This is a genomic window from Salinivibrio sp. AR647 (assembly GCF_001995415.1).
GTDB lineage: Bacteria > Pseudomonadota > Gammaproteobacteria > Enterobacterales > Vibrionaceae > Salinivibrio > Salinivibrio costicola.
On the sequence record NZ_MUFE01000006.1, the window covers coordinates 1 to 15,939 of the forward strand.

Consider the following 15,939-nt stretch of genomic DNA (forward strand, 5'->3'; position numbering starts at 1 on the left):
GAGCACCTATTTTGTTGGGCGGCGGCATCCCGCTTTTTGGTCAACTAAACGATCAAATAAAACTGGAAAACTCAGAGGCGATTGCTTTTGCAAACGACTTTGTTCAAGTAGTAAAGTACGAAGTAAATTACTTATAACAAGGTGCTGTTGCCGGATTGCATTTCCGCTAGCGCTACAACGCAACCGCAAAGCGCGGCGTTAAGCGTATAGGAGTCATTTTGAGTTACGGGTACAGATTAAATGTAGAACAGCTTCTACTCAAAAATGCAAATAAGAGTTGGTTAGAAGCTGCCAAAAATTTGGTTTCAGTCAGGCACTCTGATCCTGAGACTGCAAAAGACATTACGCTAATGAGTCCAGCGTTCGATGATGAGAAAACAATATCTTTATGTATCGAGTCTGTTTTAGGTTGGGCTATTGCAACTGAAGCATTTGTTAATCTAGCCTGGCAAAATATTCCTAGCACTTCAGGGTTAGATGAAAAGCAATTCAGAGGCACAGTAGATAAAATTAAGTATCTCTGTAAAACAAACGAGATAAATTATGGCTCTTTAAAATGGCGTGATGATCTTGTAGAGTTGTTTAAGTTGAGAGACTACCTAGTACATTACAAAGATCCCATTACATACATTGGTTTTTCTTTTGCTCCAAAATATCAACGAGACTTTTGTCGTAAAAATATGGAAAGATATCAATCATCTATAATGAGCCTAATGGAATTATTAGGCGGAAAGTTAGGTATGGATATCTCTTTTCTAGCTGGGGAGTTCGAGCTTTTCTATTACAGTGAATAACTTGAGAATACGCTTAACAAGCAAATCAACGCGGACTAATAAAGCTTGGCTTGGTTCGCTTCGCTCAAAATTATAGCCAAGCTTTATTAGCCTGTTATTTGGGCGTTAAGTTTCTAGAAAAGTGGTCGGGAAGAAAGGAGATGTAATGAAAAAGATGTTTTTAACTTCATCTTTCGTGGATGTGGCAGATTTATTCGTGGAGTTCGCCGATGAAAAATGTGCAGGAAAAACTGTTACATTCATACCTACGGCGAGTCTTGTCGAAGATGTTACATTTTATGTGGATGCTGGCAAAAAAGCTCTTGAAGAACGCGGGCTAATTGTTGACGAACTTGAAGTTTCAACGGCAACCAAAGAAAAAATAGATAGTACGCTCAAAAATAATGACTATATCTATGTTACTGGCGGTAATACCTTCTTTCTCCTTCAAGAGCTGCAAAGAACAGGCGCGGACACAGTTATATTTGAACAAGTAAATTCAGGGAAAATGTATATTGGTGAGTCTGCTGGTTCCATTGTGCTTTCACGCAATATTGAGTATGTAAAAGAAATGGATGATTTCACTGCCGCGCCGAACATTGGCACGTTTTCATCATTAGGAATGATTGATTTTTATCCGGTTCCTCACCATACAAACTTCCCATTCAAAGAGTCAGTCGAGAAAATCATTTCTAGTTATAAGGACGAAATAGATCTTTGCCCCATTAGCAACACACAAGCGATTGTCATACATGACAATAAATTTGAAGTCTGGGGTGAAAAAACTTAACAAGTTACTGCATTGGAAAAATAACTCGCTGACGCTCGTCATTTTCCGGTGAGTAAAGCGTTAAAAGTCATCGAGTATCGCATGAATAATTGGAAAGCATCATTTTTCGTCACTCTTACACTTCTGGTCGGTAGTAATCTGTTTTGGCTGTATTCCGCAATTGATGCTGGCATTACATATACATATCAGCAAGTAAGCCTAGATGATCTAAATGATGCCCATAGCTTTCTGGGTGATCTTGTTGTAAAAGGTGGCGATGCTGGCATTACATATACATATCAGCAAGTAAGCCTAGATGATCTAAATGATGCCCATAGCTTTCTGGGTGATCTTGTTGTAAAAGGTGGCAAGGATTATTCCCAAAAAGATATTCTGCATTTGGTGCGGCAGTCCTATCCAAATGCATTCATTGTCGAAGATGGCAACAAAATTATCGTAAACAATGTCACGTTCATCTTTGAAGGCGGCAAACTTAGCAAGGTGTACTAGCGTGGAAACTTTTAACAAGGCAAGTCAACCTGACAGCTTACACTCCGTTTGTTTTTATGCGGGAAAAGCATCGCATAGAAACAAACTCCATTACATCTGCAGTTGCTTGCGGCGTTAGATTTCTTGGGAGACGAAGTGGATTACGCAAACCGTGAATGGCGGTATTCATACCGTCGGCTCTTTGATATCTGCCCTGAGAAGAAACTTTCCAAGGTGGTAAGCCAAGTCCTGACACAATACTCGGGTTTGACGAAGGCGTGGGATGTCGAGGCAAACTCTACATGGGTTTGTCGTACATATCTTGCGACAAAGATGATTCTGAACGCTACCGTTCTAACCAATGCGCTCGAACACAGTGAGGAAACAGGCCTTAGGATTGCTAATCCTTACTACGAATACTATGCAGCGTTATCGTTGTTGCGAGCGGTTGTATACACATTGCCCACTGCTGAATGGTCTGATGGTGAACTTATTTCTATCTCTCATTCACGGGCTATCAATTTGGCTTTTGATTGGCTTGGAAAGTTTGATCAAGAGACGGCTAAGCGCCTAAAAGCACTTACACAGCAATTAAAAGCCCAGCGAGAGGTGATCTCATATCGTGCGCCAGCCAGTGGAGATTCGATTCTTGACGTCGAGTATGATCTTTATGAGCTGCTGATTATGCTTTCAGAGTTGGCGCAGTTCAATTCCGAGCTACTTGAACAATCAATTACCAAGAATGCCGACCCATCATCGTTTGTGGTCAAATCAGAGTACATTTCCCAGCTATCGGGATTTGAAATTAAAGGTTTCGCCTTTCACGATTCCGAAGATGCCTATCGACTTGGTTATCTAAAGCGGAAAATGCTACGACCCTTCAACTTGGCGGAAACGATGACCGAAGGCCAAACTGAGGACTTCATTGGCGCGTGGGACGCCGATGAGGAAGGGAAGTTCACGAATGGTAGTCCGTGTGATTGGCAGCAGATCTTTGATGTGCCGTAAGAAATCTAACCAGGCCAAGCACAGCGACAGCTTTTACGTTGCGGCTTCGCCTACACTTCAAAGCTGCGCGTGTTGGCGGCGTTAGGCATTCAGGAGATACCAATGGAATTCGATGTAGGGAAGTGGCTTGGTAAAATACTTTTTGAATCGGGAAACTTTGAAGTTCTATATGAATACTCTTCGAATGAAAAGCACTTGATGGAATATATTGGCAATAGAGAAATAATGGGCTCAAGAGGAACTGAAAAAATTTCAAACTTGCCAAGTTCGTATAAAGATTCGATTGTTGACTCACTCTCTTCATCTGTCAGAGGAGCGTTAGAGACAACGTCTAACAACATGAATGTAATTGCCGTGGCACTCCTAGAGGGAATGATGAAAGAGCTTGCTGTGAGTGTGTTTGTTAAACACCCAGTCAGAATGTATAAATATATTGGCGAGAATGAGGCTGGGTCGGTTTCCTTGAAGTTAATATTAAACGAAGAAACAAAAGAAGCACTGATATTGAATTTAGCTAACATGGCCGCTTCGACTCTTTTGAAAGGGCAGTTTTCTTCTAACATTAAAAACCTCGAAAAAATCACAAAGTCTACCGTACCAGAAAGTCTAAAAAAATGTCTTATAAAAGTAGTTCACCATCGAAATGAATTCGTTCATGAAAGCAAAGCTAAGACATTAACAGACTTAGATGTAAAAAAACCTTTGACGATGTATATGAGTTTTTAAAATGGATGGGAAAAGCAGCTTTAAGTCAGAATGTACCAGTTAATGACCCAGCTAATCTGGTTATTTCAGAACATGCCTAACAAGGTTGTCAACGCGGACAAAAATTGTTGGCTTTTACGCTTCGCTTAACATTTTAGTCAACAATTTTTGCCGGTTAAAACGGCATTATATTGGCATCAAAGTTAGGAGTCAAAATTGTTCGAAGAACTGTTAGAGCTTGTGGAAGAAAAACTCCGAGAAAATGGTAATGATCCTGATTACGAGTCAGTCATTGATTTGGCTGCGTCCGTATTAATTGAAGATACCAATGAGCAAGAAGAAACTAACGTTAAACGTGTTATGTCTGAACATGACGCTTTTATAAATAGAAATCGGGAAAGGTGGGCTTTAGGCTTCACGAAGCTGCATGCATTAAGAGAAACTTGCTTACAGGCTGGTATGAACTTTCAACAGCAATTCATAAAAATCCCTAAATATGAAACTGATGAATTGATTGGCGTTTTTATGCGTCAACATGCTCACGCATGTCGTATTGCTGGGGAAATAATCCACCTTTTAGAAGGTGGATATCCTGATGCTGCTCTGGCTCGTTGGCGTACTTTGTATGAAATGGTTGTTACGTGTCTAGTGATTAAGAAATGTGGACGTGAAGCAGCCATAGATTATATAAAACATGGAATGGTTCAAACTGCGGAAGGAATTGAAGAACACCGAAAAACGGCGGATGCAATGGGGCAAGAAACCTTTTCAGACGAAGAGGCAGAGCTTTACGCTGAGCTTAAACAAGCAATAACTAATGGTGATTCTGGGTGGCATTGGGCTAGAAAACACACTGGTTTTAAGCAAATTGGTAAATTACGTGAATTTGTAGAGCTCGATAAATGGTCTCATAATTATAAGCTAGCTAGCCGTAACGTTCATTCTGACTATTACGAAATGGCTTCCCTATACGCGATGCGAGAAGCGAAACAAGACATGTTGCTTTGTGGTCAATCTAATTCAGGGCTTACAGAACCTGCACACTTTACAGCAATTAGTCTTGCTCAAATTACTTCTGTCTTTTTGACTACCTATATTGAAGACGAAAATAGCGGGCTGGATTACAAGGACTCTGCTTTGTTCATGAAAGTGATAGACAATTATGTAAAAGAGGTTGGAGAGGCATTTTTAAACATCGAAAAACCAATATAACAAAGCAATTTAAGAGGGATTCACAACGCTTGGTATCTTTGCTTCTACTTCAAATTTAGTGTTTATGGCACAATGCTTTAGGTGTGGGTGGTAGCGTTGCTCACCCCTTAATTGGGCGTTATAAATCAAAAGGACATACAGTGGAAAAAAGAGATAGAGTTAGTGAGATTCTTCGGAAAAAAAGTGTTGCTGGTGACTATGGGAACAGCCTCGAAAAAATTTATTCTCGTTTAGATAATCTAAGTGACTTGGAGGTTATCTACTTGGTGCTCAAAGATGACGAGAGTGTAAATGATATCATTGAAAACCAAGGTATTCTAGAAGCTTATTCAGTTATGTTTGAAGGTGCTAAATATATACCTGTCGCCTTGGTTGCTTGTATAGAAAGCTATTTCAGAGTACAAGTGGCTAGGATTGTAGATTCCCATGAATTTTATAAAAACAGAGCTTCTCAACTACAAGTTAAACCAGACTTGAAGACTGCTATCGACCTAGAAGTAAATAAGCTGACGATTGGAGAGTTTATATCGCATTTAGTTAAACTCAATAATATCGACGACATAAATAAGACGATGACAACAATCATGGGTGATGATTTTCTCAAAAATGTTAGTGTTTGGAGAGAATGGTTCGATAATCAAGTTGATCTTTTTAACACATCACACAATGAAAAGTTTGGGTATATGCTTGCTAACTTAAAAAGGATTTTTGAACAACGTAACTTAATTTGTCATGAGTCATATTTTGCACCGGAAACAATAGAACAATTAATGCATACCAAAGATGTTGTTAATTTCATTGGAGCAGCCAATGGTTTTATTGATTCTCATATCAAAAACAAGAAGGCGAGTTGATTTATAACAATGCAAAGCAATTGACAAAATACATGTCACGAATTTTGGTTACAAAAACATAGCATAATGTATTTTGCAACTGTTCTTAGCGTTACATGTTATCGAAATAGTTCGGAATGGGTGCCAATTCGAGCCAGTTTGAGAGAGGTGTCATCGACTTTGTAAATCAAAACTAAATCCGGTTTTACGTGGCAATCTCGATAATTCTGCCAGTTTCCAGACAAAGAATGATCAACGTATTTTTCCGGTAGTGTTTCCCCGCGCTGTAATTGTTTAATGACATGACCGACTTCAACTACATCGGGAATCGAAAGTTTTGCTATTTTCTTGAAGTCCTTTTTAAATTGTCTTGAGTACTCGAGTTTAAGCATTGTCGGTCTTACCGATATTGAATTCTTCGAATAGCTCTTCAATATTGCTGGCGGTATTTGCCTTGCCGGACTCGAGCTCGGAGATGGCTGAGACTGTTGCTGCATTGGGTTGCTTGACTTTAAGCTCAAAGGGTATGCCGCCGTAATTAACGACCGCTTTGGCAAAAAGCTTTATTGCTTGAGAGGGGCTAAGTCCCATGTTCTCGCAAACGTGAGTAAACGCTAACTTGGTGTCGTGGTCAATTCGGGTGCTCAGCATTTCGTTTTTCATAACATCACCAAATGTGTGAATCTGTAATACAATGTGATACAAAGTATAGCAAAAGCATGTAACAATGCCAAGCAGGGCGACCCATTTTTCGTTGTGCCTGCGGCTTCACTACAAATGGGCACCTGTTGGCGGCGTTAAATTCTCAAGGAGCAAATATGAAATATTGGTCGGTTTTGTTGGCATTTCTTTTCTTCAGCGTCGCCGCGCAGGCCAGTATTGAGAAGGAAATCGCTAAATGTGCAGTTAAATCCGGTGATCTAGACCGTCTGTCTTGTTATGACAATTTGGCGAAACGGGAGGGATTGGCAGGTCCACAGGATGAGCCGACGAAAATATCAGGCAAGGGAAATTGGCAGGTATCGGTAAAGACTAACCCCGTTGATGACTCCAAGACAGTGGTTCTGGCGCTTAGAGCAGATAGTGGTAAGTCTAAATGGGGAAAGCCCGTTACTCTGATCGCCCGATGTAAGAGCAATACAACAGAGCTCTACATAAGTTGGAACGATTACCTCGGTAGAAATGCAGAAGTGCTCACTCGTGTTGGCTCCCAGGATGCGGTCACGAAAGATTGGAGCCTATCAACCAACAGCCAGGCGACGTTCCATCCTAGAGGCACAATTAGCTTCATCAAAAACATGATGGAGGCAGATAAACTGGTTGCGCAAATCACGCCCTACAATGAGAGCCCAGTTACCGCCATCTTTGACACGTCGGGACTCGAAAACGCAATCAAGCCGCTACGCGAAACCTGCAACTGGTGACTGGAAGAAATTTAACCAGTGCAGGCAAGGCGACGCCCACTACATTACGCTTTCGGCTCCATTTCGTGGGCGCGCATGCTGCAAGCGTTATGTGATCAATCTAGCATAGGAAAACTACTTTGCGGCAAGAGCTTAGAGATAAAATTGTAGAAGTATGCGATCACAAAATCGCTCAGAAAGGACCGGGGGTTGGCCTGTCGTTTTACGCTTTCTTCAAAAATAAGAATGACCAGCCGGAGGTGCTTATGGAGGCAGCGCGGTGGTGGATCGAAATCCATAAATTAGATCATTTTGAAAAGGCGACGAAAATAAGAGACATGGTGAATTCTGGTGTTTAGCCGTGTTTGCAAATCACATAACAAGTCGCATCAGTACGCGCCTTCGGCGCCGGACGCTCACTACGTTCGTGCCGCTGTGCTCGGGCGTTATGTGTGAGGGAAAAGAGGAATTTGATGCCAAGACCGTTTTTCAAAGACCTGAGCGATAGCGGTTTCCCTGAGAAATGGTTTTCGTTGGTGGGCAATACGTTAATCACTGCAGCCGCTATGGTTTTATGGCGGGAAGGCAGCATGATAGGAGGAATTATTGCAGCCATTAGCTATCTCTGTCTCGCTACACAGCTCACGCACGGTACGCGTACTCAAATTGAGTACTTAAAGAGGATTTATCTTTATCCAAATGCTGGCAAGTTTAGGGCTTGGCTTATAGAGAGCTTGTTCGTGCTTTTCAAGCTACAGGTTTTGTTCGCCCCTATAGGTCTTGTCTGGTGGGCCTATTCAGAGGGTAAAGTACCGCTCTAAGCCAACACCACATAACCAGGCCAATCACGGCGACGCCCACTACATTGCGGCTTCGCCTCCATTTCGTAGCCGCGCATGTTGGCGGGCGTTAAGCGTACAAAATTAGACGACTTGGAGGTAACGGTAGGTATTGAAGCGAGAGCAGTGATCTCGTTCGGATTGGAAGTGAATATTGAAATGAAAGCGAAAGCCATAATGGAGGTAGTCATGGAAAATCTGATCGTATTTACTACATGCGTTTGGTGTGGGGTGGCGTTTCTGTGGGCCTGGTGGGACACTTTCAATCCGAGCGAGAGATCAGTAATTGTGAATTGCCTTCCCGATCCAGGAGAAACGAGAGGAGGTTCGATTCCTTCTCCCCGCACCATAATTTACGTAGCGCGCTTTGTAGCAGTAGCGCTTAACAAGGCCAGTCACGGCGACGGATTTTTCTTTGCGGCTGCGCCTACATTACAATGCCGCGCGTGCTGGCGGCGTTATGTGTATTTCATCCACAGGCCATAGAAGGAGTTCTGATGACTGATCATTTCGGTTCTTGTCTGTGTGGTACCGTGAGCTTTGAGTTAACAGGTGATTTCGATAGCTTTTACCTGTGCCATTGTCAGCATTGCCAAAAAGATACAGGGTCGGCTCATGCGGCAAATCTATTCTCACAGTCAGCTAAATTGGCCTGGCGGTCGGGTGCAGATGCTGTGACGTCCTTTACGCTTCCAGGCACTCGTCATAAAAAAAGCTTTTGTAAGTTGTGTGGCTCAGCATTGCCAAGTACTCAGATCCCAGGATTGCTCGTCGTTCCGGCAGGATGCTTGGATACTGAAATCTCTATGGCGCCAACCGCGCATATCTTTTCATCCAGCAAAGCTGTTTGGGACGAGGGGTTAGGGGACGTGCCAAAGTTTGAGGGGCTGCCAGAGTGAGCTACCATCACATAACCAGTGGCTGTTGGCGGACGAACCTACGCTGCGCTCCGGCACGCCGCAAAGCCAAGCGTTATGTACCTAAGAGGTAACTGGAATTATGAGTGATTTTGTTCGTGAGGTTGGTGAAAACTGGAGTCAGATTGGTGATGGCGCTAGTATAAAACGTCAATCAGCTGGTGCGACGAACCATGTTTTTCGTATCCAATCCTCAGAGACTTATTATCTTAGAAAATACAGTGTTCGCAATGTTGCTAAGATCAAGTTAGAACATGAGCTGCTGAGAAAGTTATCGCAAAATTTGAATACTATAATTGCCCCTGTTTTAACGCGCGATCACCACTCCTTTTGTAAAATAGGTGATGAGTTTTATGCTCTATTTCCTGAAGCAAAAGGAACGTTAATCGAAAAAAGTGCGCTGTCTGCGTCTCATGCTTTTCAGTTGGGAAAAGCCCTTGCTGACCTGCATGTTCAACTCGCTTCTGTGGTTGGAAACGACTTTCCAACAATTGAGCTCTCTTGGGATAAAAGTGCTTGGGTCGATAGACTACAAAAAATAGTCGCCACTATTGAAGCCAATAGTGAGTTTGATACGAATAGCTCGGTGCTACGAAGAGTAAAGCAACAGCGTGATTATCTAGTTAGCTCGGAAGCTACGCACTCATATACCCCGTTAACAAGCAGGCAATTAATCCACGGCGACTATCATCATTTCAATGTCTTTTTTGATTCTAATTGCACAGTAAGCGATGTGATCGATTGGGATTTAGTGCAAAACATGCCTCCTGCTTATGAGTTGGCGAGAGCATGCATGTATATGTTCGATTTGGAGCTTCATAGGTCATTAGCTTTGTTAAAAGGCTATCTGTCTGTCAAGCCTTTATCACGATTAGAGCTTAACGATGGAGCAAAGGCGTGGGCTGTTTACGCTGACCACCATGTGTGGGCTTTGGAGGAAGTATTTTTAAAAAACAATACAGCAGCACAGAAGTTCATACCCAAAAGGGACTTTGTCCCTTTTATGGAGCAATGGTTCCAAATTGAAAGTGCCGTGTTTTGAGGCGGTACATAACAAACGAGTATGTCGTCAATCACTAAATTTTAGCGAGATTTTTATCCCACATCACGCCGTCTCTAAGCATCGAATTTAAGATCACTACCATCTTGCGCACACAGGCAATAATGGCGACTTTTTTCGGCTTTCCAGCGGCGACTAATCGGGTATACGTGGCTTTAAAAACAGGATTACATTGCATCGCAGACATCATCGCCATATACAACACGGTACGAACTTGAGCACGTCCATCTTGGATCACCCGTTTGCCTTTATATCGCCCACTTTCTTTTGTCACGGGTGCAACACCAATGAGAGATGCCGCTTGTTTGTTAGTTATATAGCCCAGCTCAGGGACGTTACTGATGATAGATGCTGCCGCAATGCTGCCAATGCCAGGCACGCTTTGTAAGAGCGTATTTTTAGTCTGATATTCAGGGCATGCTTTATCGCCCACTTTCTTTTGTCACGGGTGCAACACCAATGAGAGATGCCGCTTGTTTGTTAGTTATATAGCCCAGCTCAGGGACGTTACTGATGATAGATGCTGCCGCAATGCTGCCAATGCCAGGCACGCTTTGTAAGAGCGTATTTTTAGTCTGATATTCAGGGCATGCTTCAATCAACTTCACGAGTTTTTGCTCAATGTTGGTGATTTGATTTTTCATCGCAGTGAGCATGGGTTTGATGGTTGAATGCAAGGTTTTGGGCAGTATCTGCAAGCGGTTCTTTTCCATCGTTTGCATAGATAGGAGCTGGTTTCTCCTGATGACTAAATCACTCATTAGACGTATATTTTCCGCCTTGATAATGGTGATTTCAAGCTTAATGGCGTCGCCATAATGTGCGATTAACTCAGCATCTAAGCGGTCATTTTTCGCTCTGCGGCCAATGGCGCCGGCGAAGCGTTTAATGTGCACAGGGTTGGCGCGTACGATGGGTAAATTGGCTTCAATACACGCGAGCACAAAGGGCATTTCTAATCGGCCAGTGGCTTCAATGATGATGCGCTCAGGCTGATATGGCTTGATGATTTTCAATGCATCTTTAATGCCTTTATCAGTGTTTGGCACAGAGAAGAAGTGCGCAGTTGGTCTGACGTAGATGTCGAGTTGCGCTTTGCCGGTATCGACGCCGATGTAGATGTTTTGATTGGATGCAGTATTCATAATAAGCTAACTCTTGTTTGCGTAATACGGGTTCGAGACCCAGTCGAGTATTCGAGTTTGTTGCTTGGAGTTCTAAGGTGCGTTCATGTTTGTTATCGGTCTCTCGACAGAGGAGCCAGCGTTCAATCGAACTGCACATTAGAAAGCTTTAGTTGCAGCTAAAGCCTGGGTCTCACTTTACCCAAATACGAGTGAGATTATCCATACAAACTGTTTAAGAGTGATTCGCAACGCGTGGCATTTTCACTATGCGTTGGATTTAGTGTTTAAGGTGATATGCAGCAGCATCGGTATTGCGTTGCTCACACCTTAACAGGGCGTTAGGCTCATTAAACTCCATAGTAACAAGGAATATTCATGCTTGAAGAAATGATAAAGAAAGCTACTGGAGGAATCGATGGTTTAGTAGATGATCTTGTTAAATCGGCTTCAGACAAAGTAAAAGAAAAGATAAATGAAGCGTTCTCCATTCATAAACTTACCGCTCTAAAAGAAAACATTGGGAGAGTGGGAAGAGTAAAAACAATACTCGATCCAGACTCTATAGTGGATTTAGATAACATATTTTTCGAGGATGCGATTACATTTGAAGAATCAGGTAGAGTAAAAAATGTCAGCTTTTTCCCTTCAAAACAGATTTTAATAGAGGGTGGGCCCGGACAGGGTAAATCACTATATTTAAGATGGCTCTGCCTAAACGAAGGTGCGGGAAGCAACCACATACCTATATTTATTGAATTTCGAAATCTAACCTATCAAAAATCACTTAAGAAGGATCTCTTTCATTCAGTAAGAGATTTTGGGGTTGATTTAAGTGATGATCTATTTGACTTTCTTGCAAAATCGAAAAAAATCGTTTTTATTCTTGACGGGTTCGATGAAATACCAAACTCAGAAAGACTTAGGGTAGCACGCGAGCTAGAAACAATTGCAAGAACTTATCCAGATCTCCGAATTGTCATTTCTTCGAGGCCGGATTCCGGCATGGGAGCATCTGTATATTTTGAAAAGTACACCATAAAAAGACTTTCAAAAGAATATCAAAGAGATTTTGTTAACCACTTATATAAAAATGGCAGTCAGGCGGAGGCCATTAACACTATATTGGCATCTAACAACTTTCTCACTGAGGTAACGAACACTCCTCTTCTGTTGACGTTGTTTACGATAACTTACAACGCGAGGCAGTTTAAGCCGGACAGCTTGGCTGAATTTTACAGCCTGATATTTCCCACAATGCTTTATAGGCATGACAGGCTAAAAATAGGTTACGAGCGAGAAAGGAAGGCGGGTCTAACAGACTATCAAATGCAGAGAATATTTGAGGCATTGAGCTTTATTTCGCTAAAGAGCAATAGCACAAGATTTCCTTCTTCAAAATTTCGCCTCTTTCTTGATAACGCTGCGAAACTGGAACGAATAAACGAAAATCTAGAAGATTTGCTGATCGATGACATCTCCAGTATAACAGCGCTAATTATTAGGGATGGTTTCGATTACTATTCTTTTTCACATAAAAGTATACAAGAATATTTTTCAGCTGTTTTTCTATCTAGATTAAGCGACCAAAGAAAGGTAGCGTTTTACAAACTTGTCATTAATGATTTTGACGAGTATCGAAAGTGGCAAAACTCGTTGGCCTTCCTTAGTACAATAGACGAAAACGACTATAAAAAATACTTTCTTCTTCCCTTCAAGCGCAATGCCTTAAACCTTGATTCAAATAGAAAGGTAAAAATCGACTATAAATCTCTGCTGCGTATGATAGGAGTCGACACAAAAGCCGAGGTCAGTGAAGATGGCAAACTTGTCGAGGTATACTGGGGCGACACTTCGTATTCTGTTGTTTACGAAGAGTATTCTCGATTTACAAGAAGTATGATTTCGAAATACCTAAAGAGAAAGAGGGCGAATATCGCGAACTTTCTCAGCTTTTGTGAGACTGATGATTACGAAAATTATCTACATGAAAACGGCAACTTCATATTCTCTATAGATTCCTTTTTAAAAGGGGAAAAACTTACAAAGGAATCATGCAGCTATTTATCAGAGAAGTTTGAGTTCAGTCCCTTTAAAGCAGAGTTGGATGAGGCCGAAAAAGAACTTTTAGTATCGGAAGTAGCTGCAGATGACATTTTACAATTTTAGCCTAACAAACGCGTCAATTAGGACGCTCGCAAGTTCGCGCCTATTACGCGGGCGTTATGTGTTTTTTAGTTTTTAGTGAAAGGGGGCAGTGGTTGCATCTTGGAGTTATAATATTTGGGGTGGTGTTTATCTCATATATCCTTGTGACAGTGACGTATATTGGATATATAAATTATTTTGAGACATCTAGTAGTATGTTGTCGCACGCTTCATGGATTTGCGCAATTCTCGTTTTATTATGTCTATTGTGGAAAGCTAGCAGCAATCCAAGCCCGCTAGGGAGGGTGAAAAGCTTTTTAATCTTGTTTTCTGTCACTATCGCTATGGCGGCTATGTTTAGAGTCGGGCCAGTAGGAAATGTTGCCGTAGTATCTCATTTGCTTTCAGGTGAGAAAGTAGTTGTTGTGACTAACGTTACTCGTACGAATGATAGTTATTTCATTTATAAAGGATGTCGGGGAAAATTGGAGGCATTTAAAAACTCTATCCTGCGCGACGAAATTTTATGTGGAATTAAGTATGAGGACTGGGAAGAAATTAAGCCTCAAACGCCAATACTACTCGTTGGTAATAAGTCGTATTTTGGTATTAATTTCGAACAATACGCTATATTAACGAAAAACAGCCAGTTCAGGGAGTTAGAAAAAGAAATTGATTCTTTCGGTTTTGTAAATCTAGCTAGCTCAAAAGATAAGCTAAAGGTTAATATGAAAAGACTGACATATAGAAGTTTTGACTAAGTGCATAAAACACATAACAAATAAGAATAAGTGTCGCGCAGCCGACACTTTATTTGGGTGTTGAACAAGCCCGTTGCTTTTTAAGTAAATAGCTCGAATGCGCATAGGTGGGTGCTGCGTCTGGCACTTTTTTCAGCGCGAGCGCAGCCAAGAAGTGAGCAGATAAGACATCACATCAATACGTTACGTTAACGATGTGGTTTTTGTTGGTTTGCTCTCCTGTGTTTAAGTGAACGCCATTCTCCTTATTCTGTTCGCCTTTCGGCTACCTCGGTCGTGTCACGCCCACGCAGACCATGAGCCGCTCCCCGCATGTAGGACAACATCGTGTCGTATGCTGCTCAGGGGCCGCCTCAACGGGCAAGGTCTGGTGTGCCATGTGAAGCAACATACGTTGAATATGGTATCGCTTGTGTTTGGCGCTGCCATGCAATAAACCATAGTCACGCACGCGTTGTAGCCCTTTGGGTAAGACATGCTGAAGTATTAACATCAGAAACTGATTGGTAGGCAACGAGCGGGTCGCCGATTGATTTGTCTGGCTGTCGGTGTACCGGAAGGTCACTGATGGTCACTGATGTCGATGATATCTTTGTCGGGTGTGCGGATAAAGATACTGTTTATTGCCCTTGTGCCAGGGGGAGAATCGAAGAATGCGGCGATACGTCGAACGGCACGGGAATAAGCATCAATGGTAGCGGGGCGTTTGCTTTGAAGCGTTAAGTTGTCGAGGTGCTGTTGATAAAGGGCATCGAAGTGGCGTTGTTGTAGAGGGGGCATGGTGTTTCTCCTGTCTACTGCTGATTGGCAGAGTAGGAAGAAACATAGGCGTTATACGCCAAAGATTGGGTTCACATCTATACTCTTATGCAAGATTCTGATGATCTGGATGTTTTGGCTACCAATTTGTTGATAAAAAATAACATGGCTTCCTTGTGGAAATTTTCGGTAGCCATCTCTGATTTCATCACAAGTTTTACCAATATCAAGATTTTCAGCGAGTAGCCAAAATGATTCATCGAATTGTTTGAGGTAAATATTACGTTGCTCGCGGCCCCACCTGCGGGAGGTAAACAAGGCAATGTCTTTTAAATCAGACTTTGCCTTGTTGGTTAGTTGAAATGGTTTCATTTTCCCTCTTCGCTATCTAGTTCACTGATAAACGAATCGAGGTCATAATCAGCCATACCACTTTCTTCACCTTCAACGAGTAGTTGTCGTAAAGTGTTTATTTTCGTTTCTTGTGTTTCGAGTAAACGTAGACCGGAACGAATTACTTCACTTGCTGAGCCATAGCGTCCACTTTGGATTTGGTTACTGATGAAGCTATCAAAGTGTTCGCCGAGAGTGATGCTAGTATTTTTAGCCATTGCAATCTCCTAATACCAAATAATACCTAATTATGGTATTAATTTGAGGTAATCGCAAGTGGCGCACAACAAACGAGAATAGGTGTCGCGCAGCCAAGAAGTGGGCAGATAGGCTGTCACGCCCACGCAGACCATGAGCCGCTCCCCGCATGAAGGGATAACATCGTGTCGAATGCTGCTCAGAGGTCGCCTCAATGGGCCAGATCTGAACAACTATCCTGACATCGGGAGATTCAGTGCTGTCCATATTGTGGTGAGAAGTTAGAACGAGAACTTACCCAGCAAAAGCAACCTTACTATTACCATTTCGACGCCTGCTAATTAGGCTGTTGATCTATGTTTTTTTAGTACGTCGTCAATCACTCGTTTTTGGCGAGGTTTTTATCTCACATTACGCCGTCTCTGAGCATTGAACTTACGATCACCGTCATATTACCAACGGTGCAGGTTCATTCTTTTAATGCGATTTATTACGCAGTTTGGATCGCCTGCTATCGAAGAAGGACGATGAGGCTCAGTCAAGCCTGA

18 protein-coding genes and 4 pseudogenes are annotated in these 15,939 nt (G+C 42.2%); 14 read left to right on the forward strand and 8 right to left on the reverse strand.

Annotation, left to right across the window (positions count from 1 at the left end):
- Positions 1-218: 218 nt before the first annotated feature.
- From BZG76_RS08685 to BZG76_RS08715, 7 genes are all read left to right on the forward strand, one after another.
- A complete protein-coding gene (locus tag BZG76_RS08685; RefSeq protein ID WP_077460989.1) occupies positions 219-794 on the forward strand; it encodes a hypothetical protein in 576 nt (191 codons plus the stop codon).
- A gap of 145 nt (positions 795-939) precedes the next feature.
- A complete protein-coding gene (locus BZG76_RS08690; RefSeq protein WP_077460990.1) occupies positions 940-1,563 on the forward strand; it encodes a peptidase E in 624 nt (207 codons plus the stop codon).
- Between the two features lie 81 nt (positions 1,564-1,644).
- Positions 1,645-2,052, forward strand: coding sequence for a hypothetical protein (locus BZG76_RS08695; RefSeq protein WP_077460992.1), 408 nt, complete (start codon positions 1,645-1,647; stop codon positions 2,050-2,052).
- A gap of 135 nt (positions 2,053-2,187) precedes the next feature.
- Positions 2,188-3,039: a hypothetical protein gene (locus BZG76_RS08700; protein ID WP_131825319.1), complete on the forward strand. Its 852-nt coding sequence runs from the start codon at positions 2,188-2,190 to the stop codon at positions 3,037-3,039.
- A 102-nt stretch (positions 3,040-3,141) separates the two neighbouring features.
- Positions 3,142-3,765, forward strand: coding sequence for a hypothetical protein (locus BZG76_RS08705; RefSeq protein ID WP_077460994.1), 624 nt, complete (start codon positions 3,142-3,144; stop codon positions 3,763-3,765).
- Between the two features lie 195 nt (positions 3,766-3,960).
- Positions 3,961-4,956 carry a DUF5677 domain-containing protein gene (locus BZG76_RS08710; protein WP_077460996.1) on the forward strand — a complete coding sequence of 332 codons (996 nt, stop codon included), beginning with the start codon at positions 3,961-3,963 and terminating at the stop codon, positions 4,954-4,956.
- A gap of 83 nt (positions 4,957-5,039) precedes the next feature.
- The gene (locus BZG76_RS08715) at positions 5,040-5,810 is read left to right on the forward strand and encodes a hypothetical protein (protein ID WP_131825320.1); all 771 of its coding nucleotides are present in this window, start codon (positions 5,040-5,042) and stop codon (positions 5,808-5,810) included.
- A 98-nt stretch (positions 5,811-5,908) separates the two neighbouring features.
- On the opposite strand, the gene BZG76_RS08720 is transcribed toward BZG76_RS08715, so the two are convergent.
- Both BZG76_RS08720 and BZG76_RS08725 read right to left on the reverse strand, forming a co-directional pair.
- Positions 5,909-6,181 (reverse strand): type II toxin-antitoxin system RelE/ParE family toxin, encoded by a 273-nt coding sequence (locus tag BZG76_RS08720; RefSeq protein ID WP_077461000.1) that lies wholly within the window; start codon positions 6,179-6,181, stop codon positions 5,909-5,911.
- Positions 6,174-6,452, reverse strand: a complete 279-nt coding sequence (locus BZG76_RS08725; RefSeq protein ID WP_077461001.1) for a type II toxin-antitoxin system RelB/DinJ family antitoxin — start codon at positions 6,450-6,452, stop codon at positions 6,174-6,176. Before BZG76_RS08725 ends, BZG76_RS08720 begins: the two co-directional genes overlap by 8 nt.
- Before the next feature lie 155 nt (positions 6,453-6,607).
- Between BZG76_RS08725 and BZG76_RS08730 the strand changes: the two genes are divergently transcribed.
- The 5 genes from BZG76_RS08730 to BZG76_RS08755 all read left to right on the forward strand — a co-directional run bounded on the left by BZG76_RS08730 (position 6,608) and on the right by BZG76_RS08755 (position 9,990).
- The gene (locus BZG76_RS08730) at positions 6,608-7,213 is read left to right on the forward strand and encodes a type VI secretion system-associated protein TagO (RefSeq protein WP_077461003.1); all 606 of its coding nucleotides are present in this window, start codon (positions 6,608-6,610) and stop codon (positions 7,211-7,213) included.
- 119 nt (positions 7,214-7,332) lie between these two features.
- The gene (locus tag BZG76_RS15545) at positions 7,333-7,551 is read left to right on the forward strand and encodes a DUF6500 family protein (RefSeq protein ID WP_069362640.1); all 219 of its coding nucleotides are present in this window, start codon (positions 7,333-7,335) and stop codon (positions 7,549-7,551) included.
- 114 nt (positions 7,552-7,665) lie between these two features.
- A complete protein-coding gene (locus BZG76_RS08740) occupies positions 7,666-8,013 on the forward strand; it encodes a hypothetical protein (protein ID WP_077461004.1) in 348 nt (115 codons plus the stop codon).
- Positions 8,014-8,528: 515 nt separating this feature from the next.
- Positions 8,529-8,930, forward strand: a complete 402-nt coding sequence (locus tag BZG76_RS08750; RefSeq protein WP_077461008.1) for a GFA family protein — start codon at positions 8,529-8,531, stop codon at positions 8,928-8,930.
- Between the two features lie 100 nt (positions 8,931-9,030).
- Positions 9,031-9,990 (forward strand): phosphotransferase, encoded by a 960-nt coding sequence (locus BZG76_RS08755; RefSeq protein WP_077461009.1) that lies wholly within the window; start codon positions 9,031-9,033, stop codon positions 9,988-9,990.
- A 34-nt stretch (positions 9,991-10,024) separates the two neighbouring features.
- Here BZG76_RS08755 and BZG76_RS15435 read toward each other — a convergent pair.
- Both BZG76_RS15435 and BZG76_RS08760 read right to left on the reverse strand, forming a co-directional pair.
- Positions 10,025-10,432, reverse strand: a pseudogene (locus BZG76_RS15435) (transposase); the annotation flags it as partial.
- 1 nt (position 10,433) lies between these two features.
- Positions 10,434-11,153: pseudogene (locus BZG76_RS08760) on the reverse strand (IS110 family transposase); the annotation flags it as partial.
- Positions 11,154-11,510: 357 nt separating this feature from the next.
- On the opposite strand from BZG76_RS08760, the gene BZG76_RS08770 reads away from it, so the two are divergent.
- Positions 11,511-13,301: an NACHT domain-containing protein gene (locus BZG76_RS08770; protein WP_077461013.1), complete on the forward strand. Its 1,791-nt coding sequence runs from the start codon at positions 11,511-11,513 to the stop codon at positions 13,299-13,301.
- Positions 13,302-13,357: 56 nt separating this feature from the next.
- Positions 13,358-14,041: a hypothetical protein gene (locus BZG76_RS08775; RefSeq protein WP_241824070.1), complete on the forward strand. Its 684-nt coding sequence runs from the start codon at positions 13,358-13,360 to the stop codon at positions 14,039-14,041.
- Between the two features lie 265 nt (positions 14,042-14,306).
- On the opposite strand, the pseudogene BZG76_RS08780 reads toward BZG76_RS08775, so the two are convergent.
- The 4 genes and pseudogenes from BZG76_RS08780 to BZG76_RS08795 form a co-directional block, all read right to left on the reverse strand.
- A pseudogene (locus BZG76_RS08780) lies at positions 14,307-14,641 on the reverse strand (transposase); the annotation flags it as partial.
- Positions 14,642-14,671: 30 nt separating this feature from the next.
- Positions 14,672-14,821: pseudogene (locus BZG76_RS08785) on the reverse strand (integrase); the annotation flags it as partial.
- Between the two features lie 51 nt (positions 14,822-14,872).
- A complete protein-coding gene (locus BZG76_RS08790; RefSeq protein ID WP_077461015.1) occupies positions 14,873-15,172 on the reverse strand; it encodes a type II toxin-antitoxin system RelE/ParE family toxin in 300 nt (99 codons plus the stop codon).
- A complete protein-coding gene (locus tag BZG76_RS08795) occupies positions 15,169-15,411 on the reverse strand; it encodes a type II toxin-antitoxin system ParD family antitoxin (RefSeq protein ID WP_077461017.1) in 243 nt (80 codons plus the stop codon). Before BZG76_RS08795 ends, BZG76_RS08790 begins: the two co-directional genes overlap by 4 nt.
- Positions 15,412-15,939 lie beyond the last annotated feature (528 nt).

Excerpts from the sequence above, each read along its gene's own strand:
- BZG76_RS08705 (WP_077460994.1), top strand. The coding sequence starts at position 3,142 with ATGGAATTCGATGTAGGGAAGTGGCTTGGTAAAATACTTTTTGAATCG.
- BZG76_RS08695 (WP_077460992.1), top strand. The coding sequence starts at position 1,645 with ATGAATAATTGGAAAGCATCATTTTTCGTCACTCTTACACTTCTGGTC.
- BZG76_RS08770 (WP_077461013.1), top strand. The coding sequence starts at position 11,511 with ATGCTTGAAGAAATGATAAAGAAAGCTACTGGAGGAATCGATGGTTTA.
- BZG76_RS08720 (WP_077461000.1), bottom strand. The coding sequence starts at position 6,181 with ATGCTTAAACTCGAGTACTCAAGACAATTTAAAAAGGACTTCAAGAAA.
- BZG76_RS08790 (WP_077461015.1), bottom strand. The coding sequence starts at position 15,172 with ATGAAACCATTTCAACTAACCAACAAGGCAAAGTCTGATTTAAAAGAC.
- BZG76_RS08740 (WP_077461004.1), top strand. The coding sequence starts at position 7,666 with ATGCCAAGACCGTTTTTCAAAGACCTGAGCGATAGCGGTTTCCCTGAG.
- BZG76_RS08775 (WP_241824070.1), top strand. The coding sequence starts at position 13,358 with ATGTGTTTTTTAGTTTTTAGTGAAAGGGGGCAGTGGTTGCATCTTGGA.
- BZG76_RS08750 (WP_077461008.1), top strand. The coding sequence starts at position 8,529 with ATGACTGATCATTTCGGTTCTTGTCTGTGTGGTACCGTGAGCTTTGAG.
- BZG76_RS08795 (WP_077461017.1), bottom strand. The coding sequence starts at position 15,411 with ATGGCTAAAAATACTAGCATCACTCTCGGCGAACACTTTGATAGCTTC.
- BZG76_RS08730 (WP_077461003.1), top strand. The coding sequence starts at position 6,608 with ATGAAATATTGGTCGGTTTTGTTGGCATTTCTTTTCTTCAGCGTCGCC.
- BZG76_RS08725 (WP_077461001.1), bottom strand. The coding sequence starts at position 6,452 with ATGAAAAACGAAATGCTGAGCACCCGAATTGACCACGACACCAAGTTA.
- BZG76_RS08755 (WP_077461009.1), top strand. The coding sequence starts at position 9,031 with ATGAGTGATTTTGTTCGTGAGGTTGGTGAAAACTGGAGTCAGATTGGT.
- BZG76_RS08690 (WP_077460990.1), top strand. The coding sequence starts at position 940 with ATGAAAAAGATGTTTTTAACTTCATCTTTCGTGGATGTGGCAGATTTA.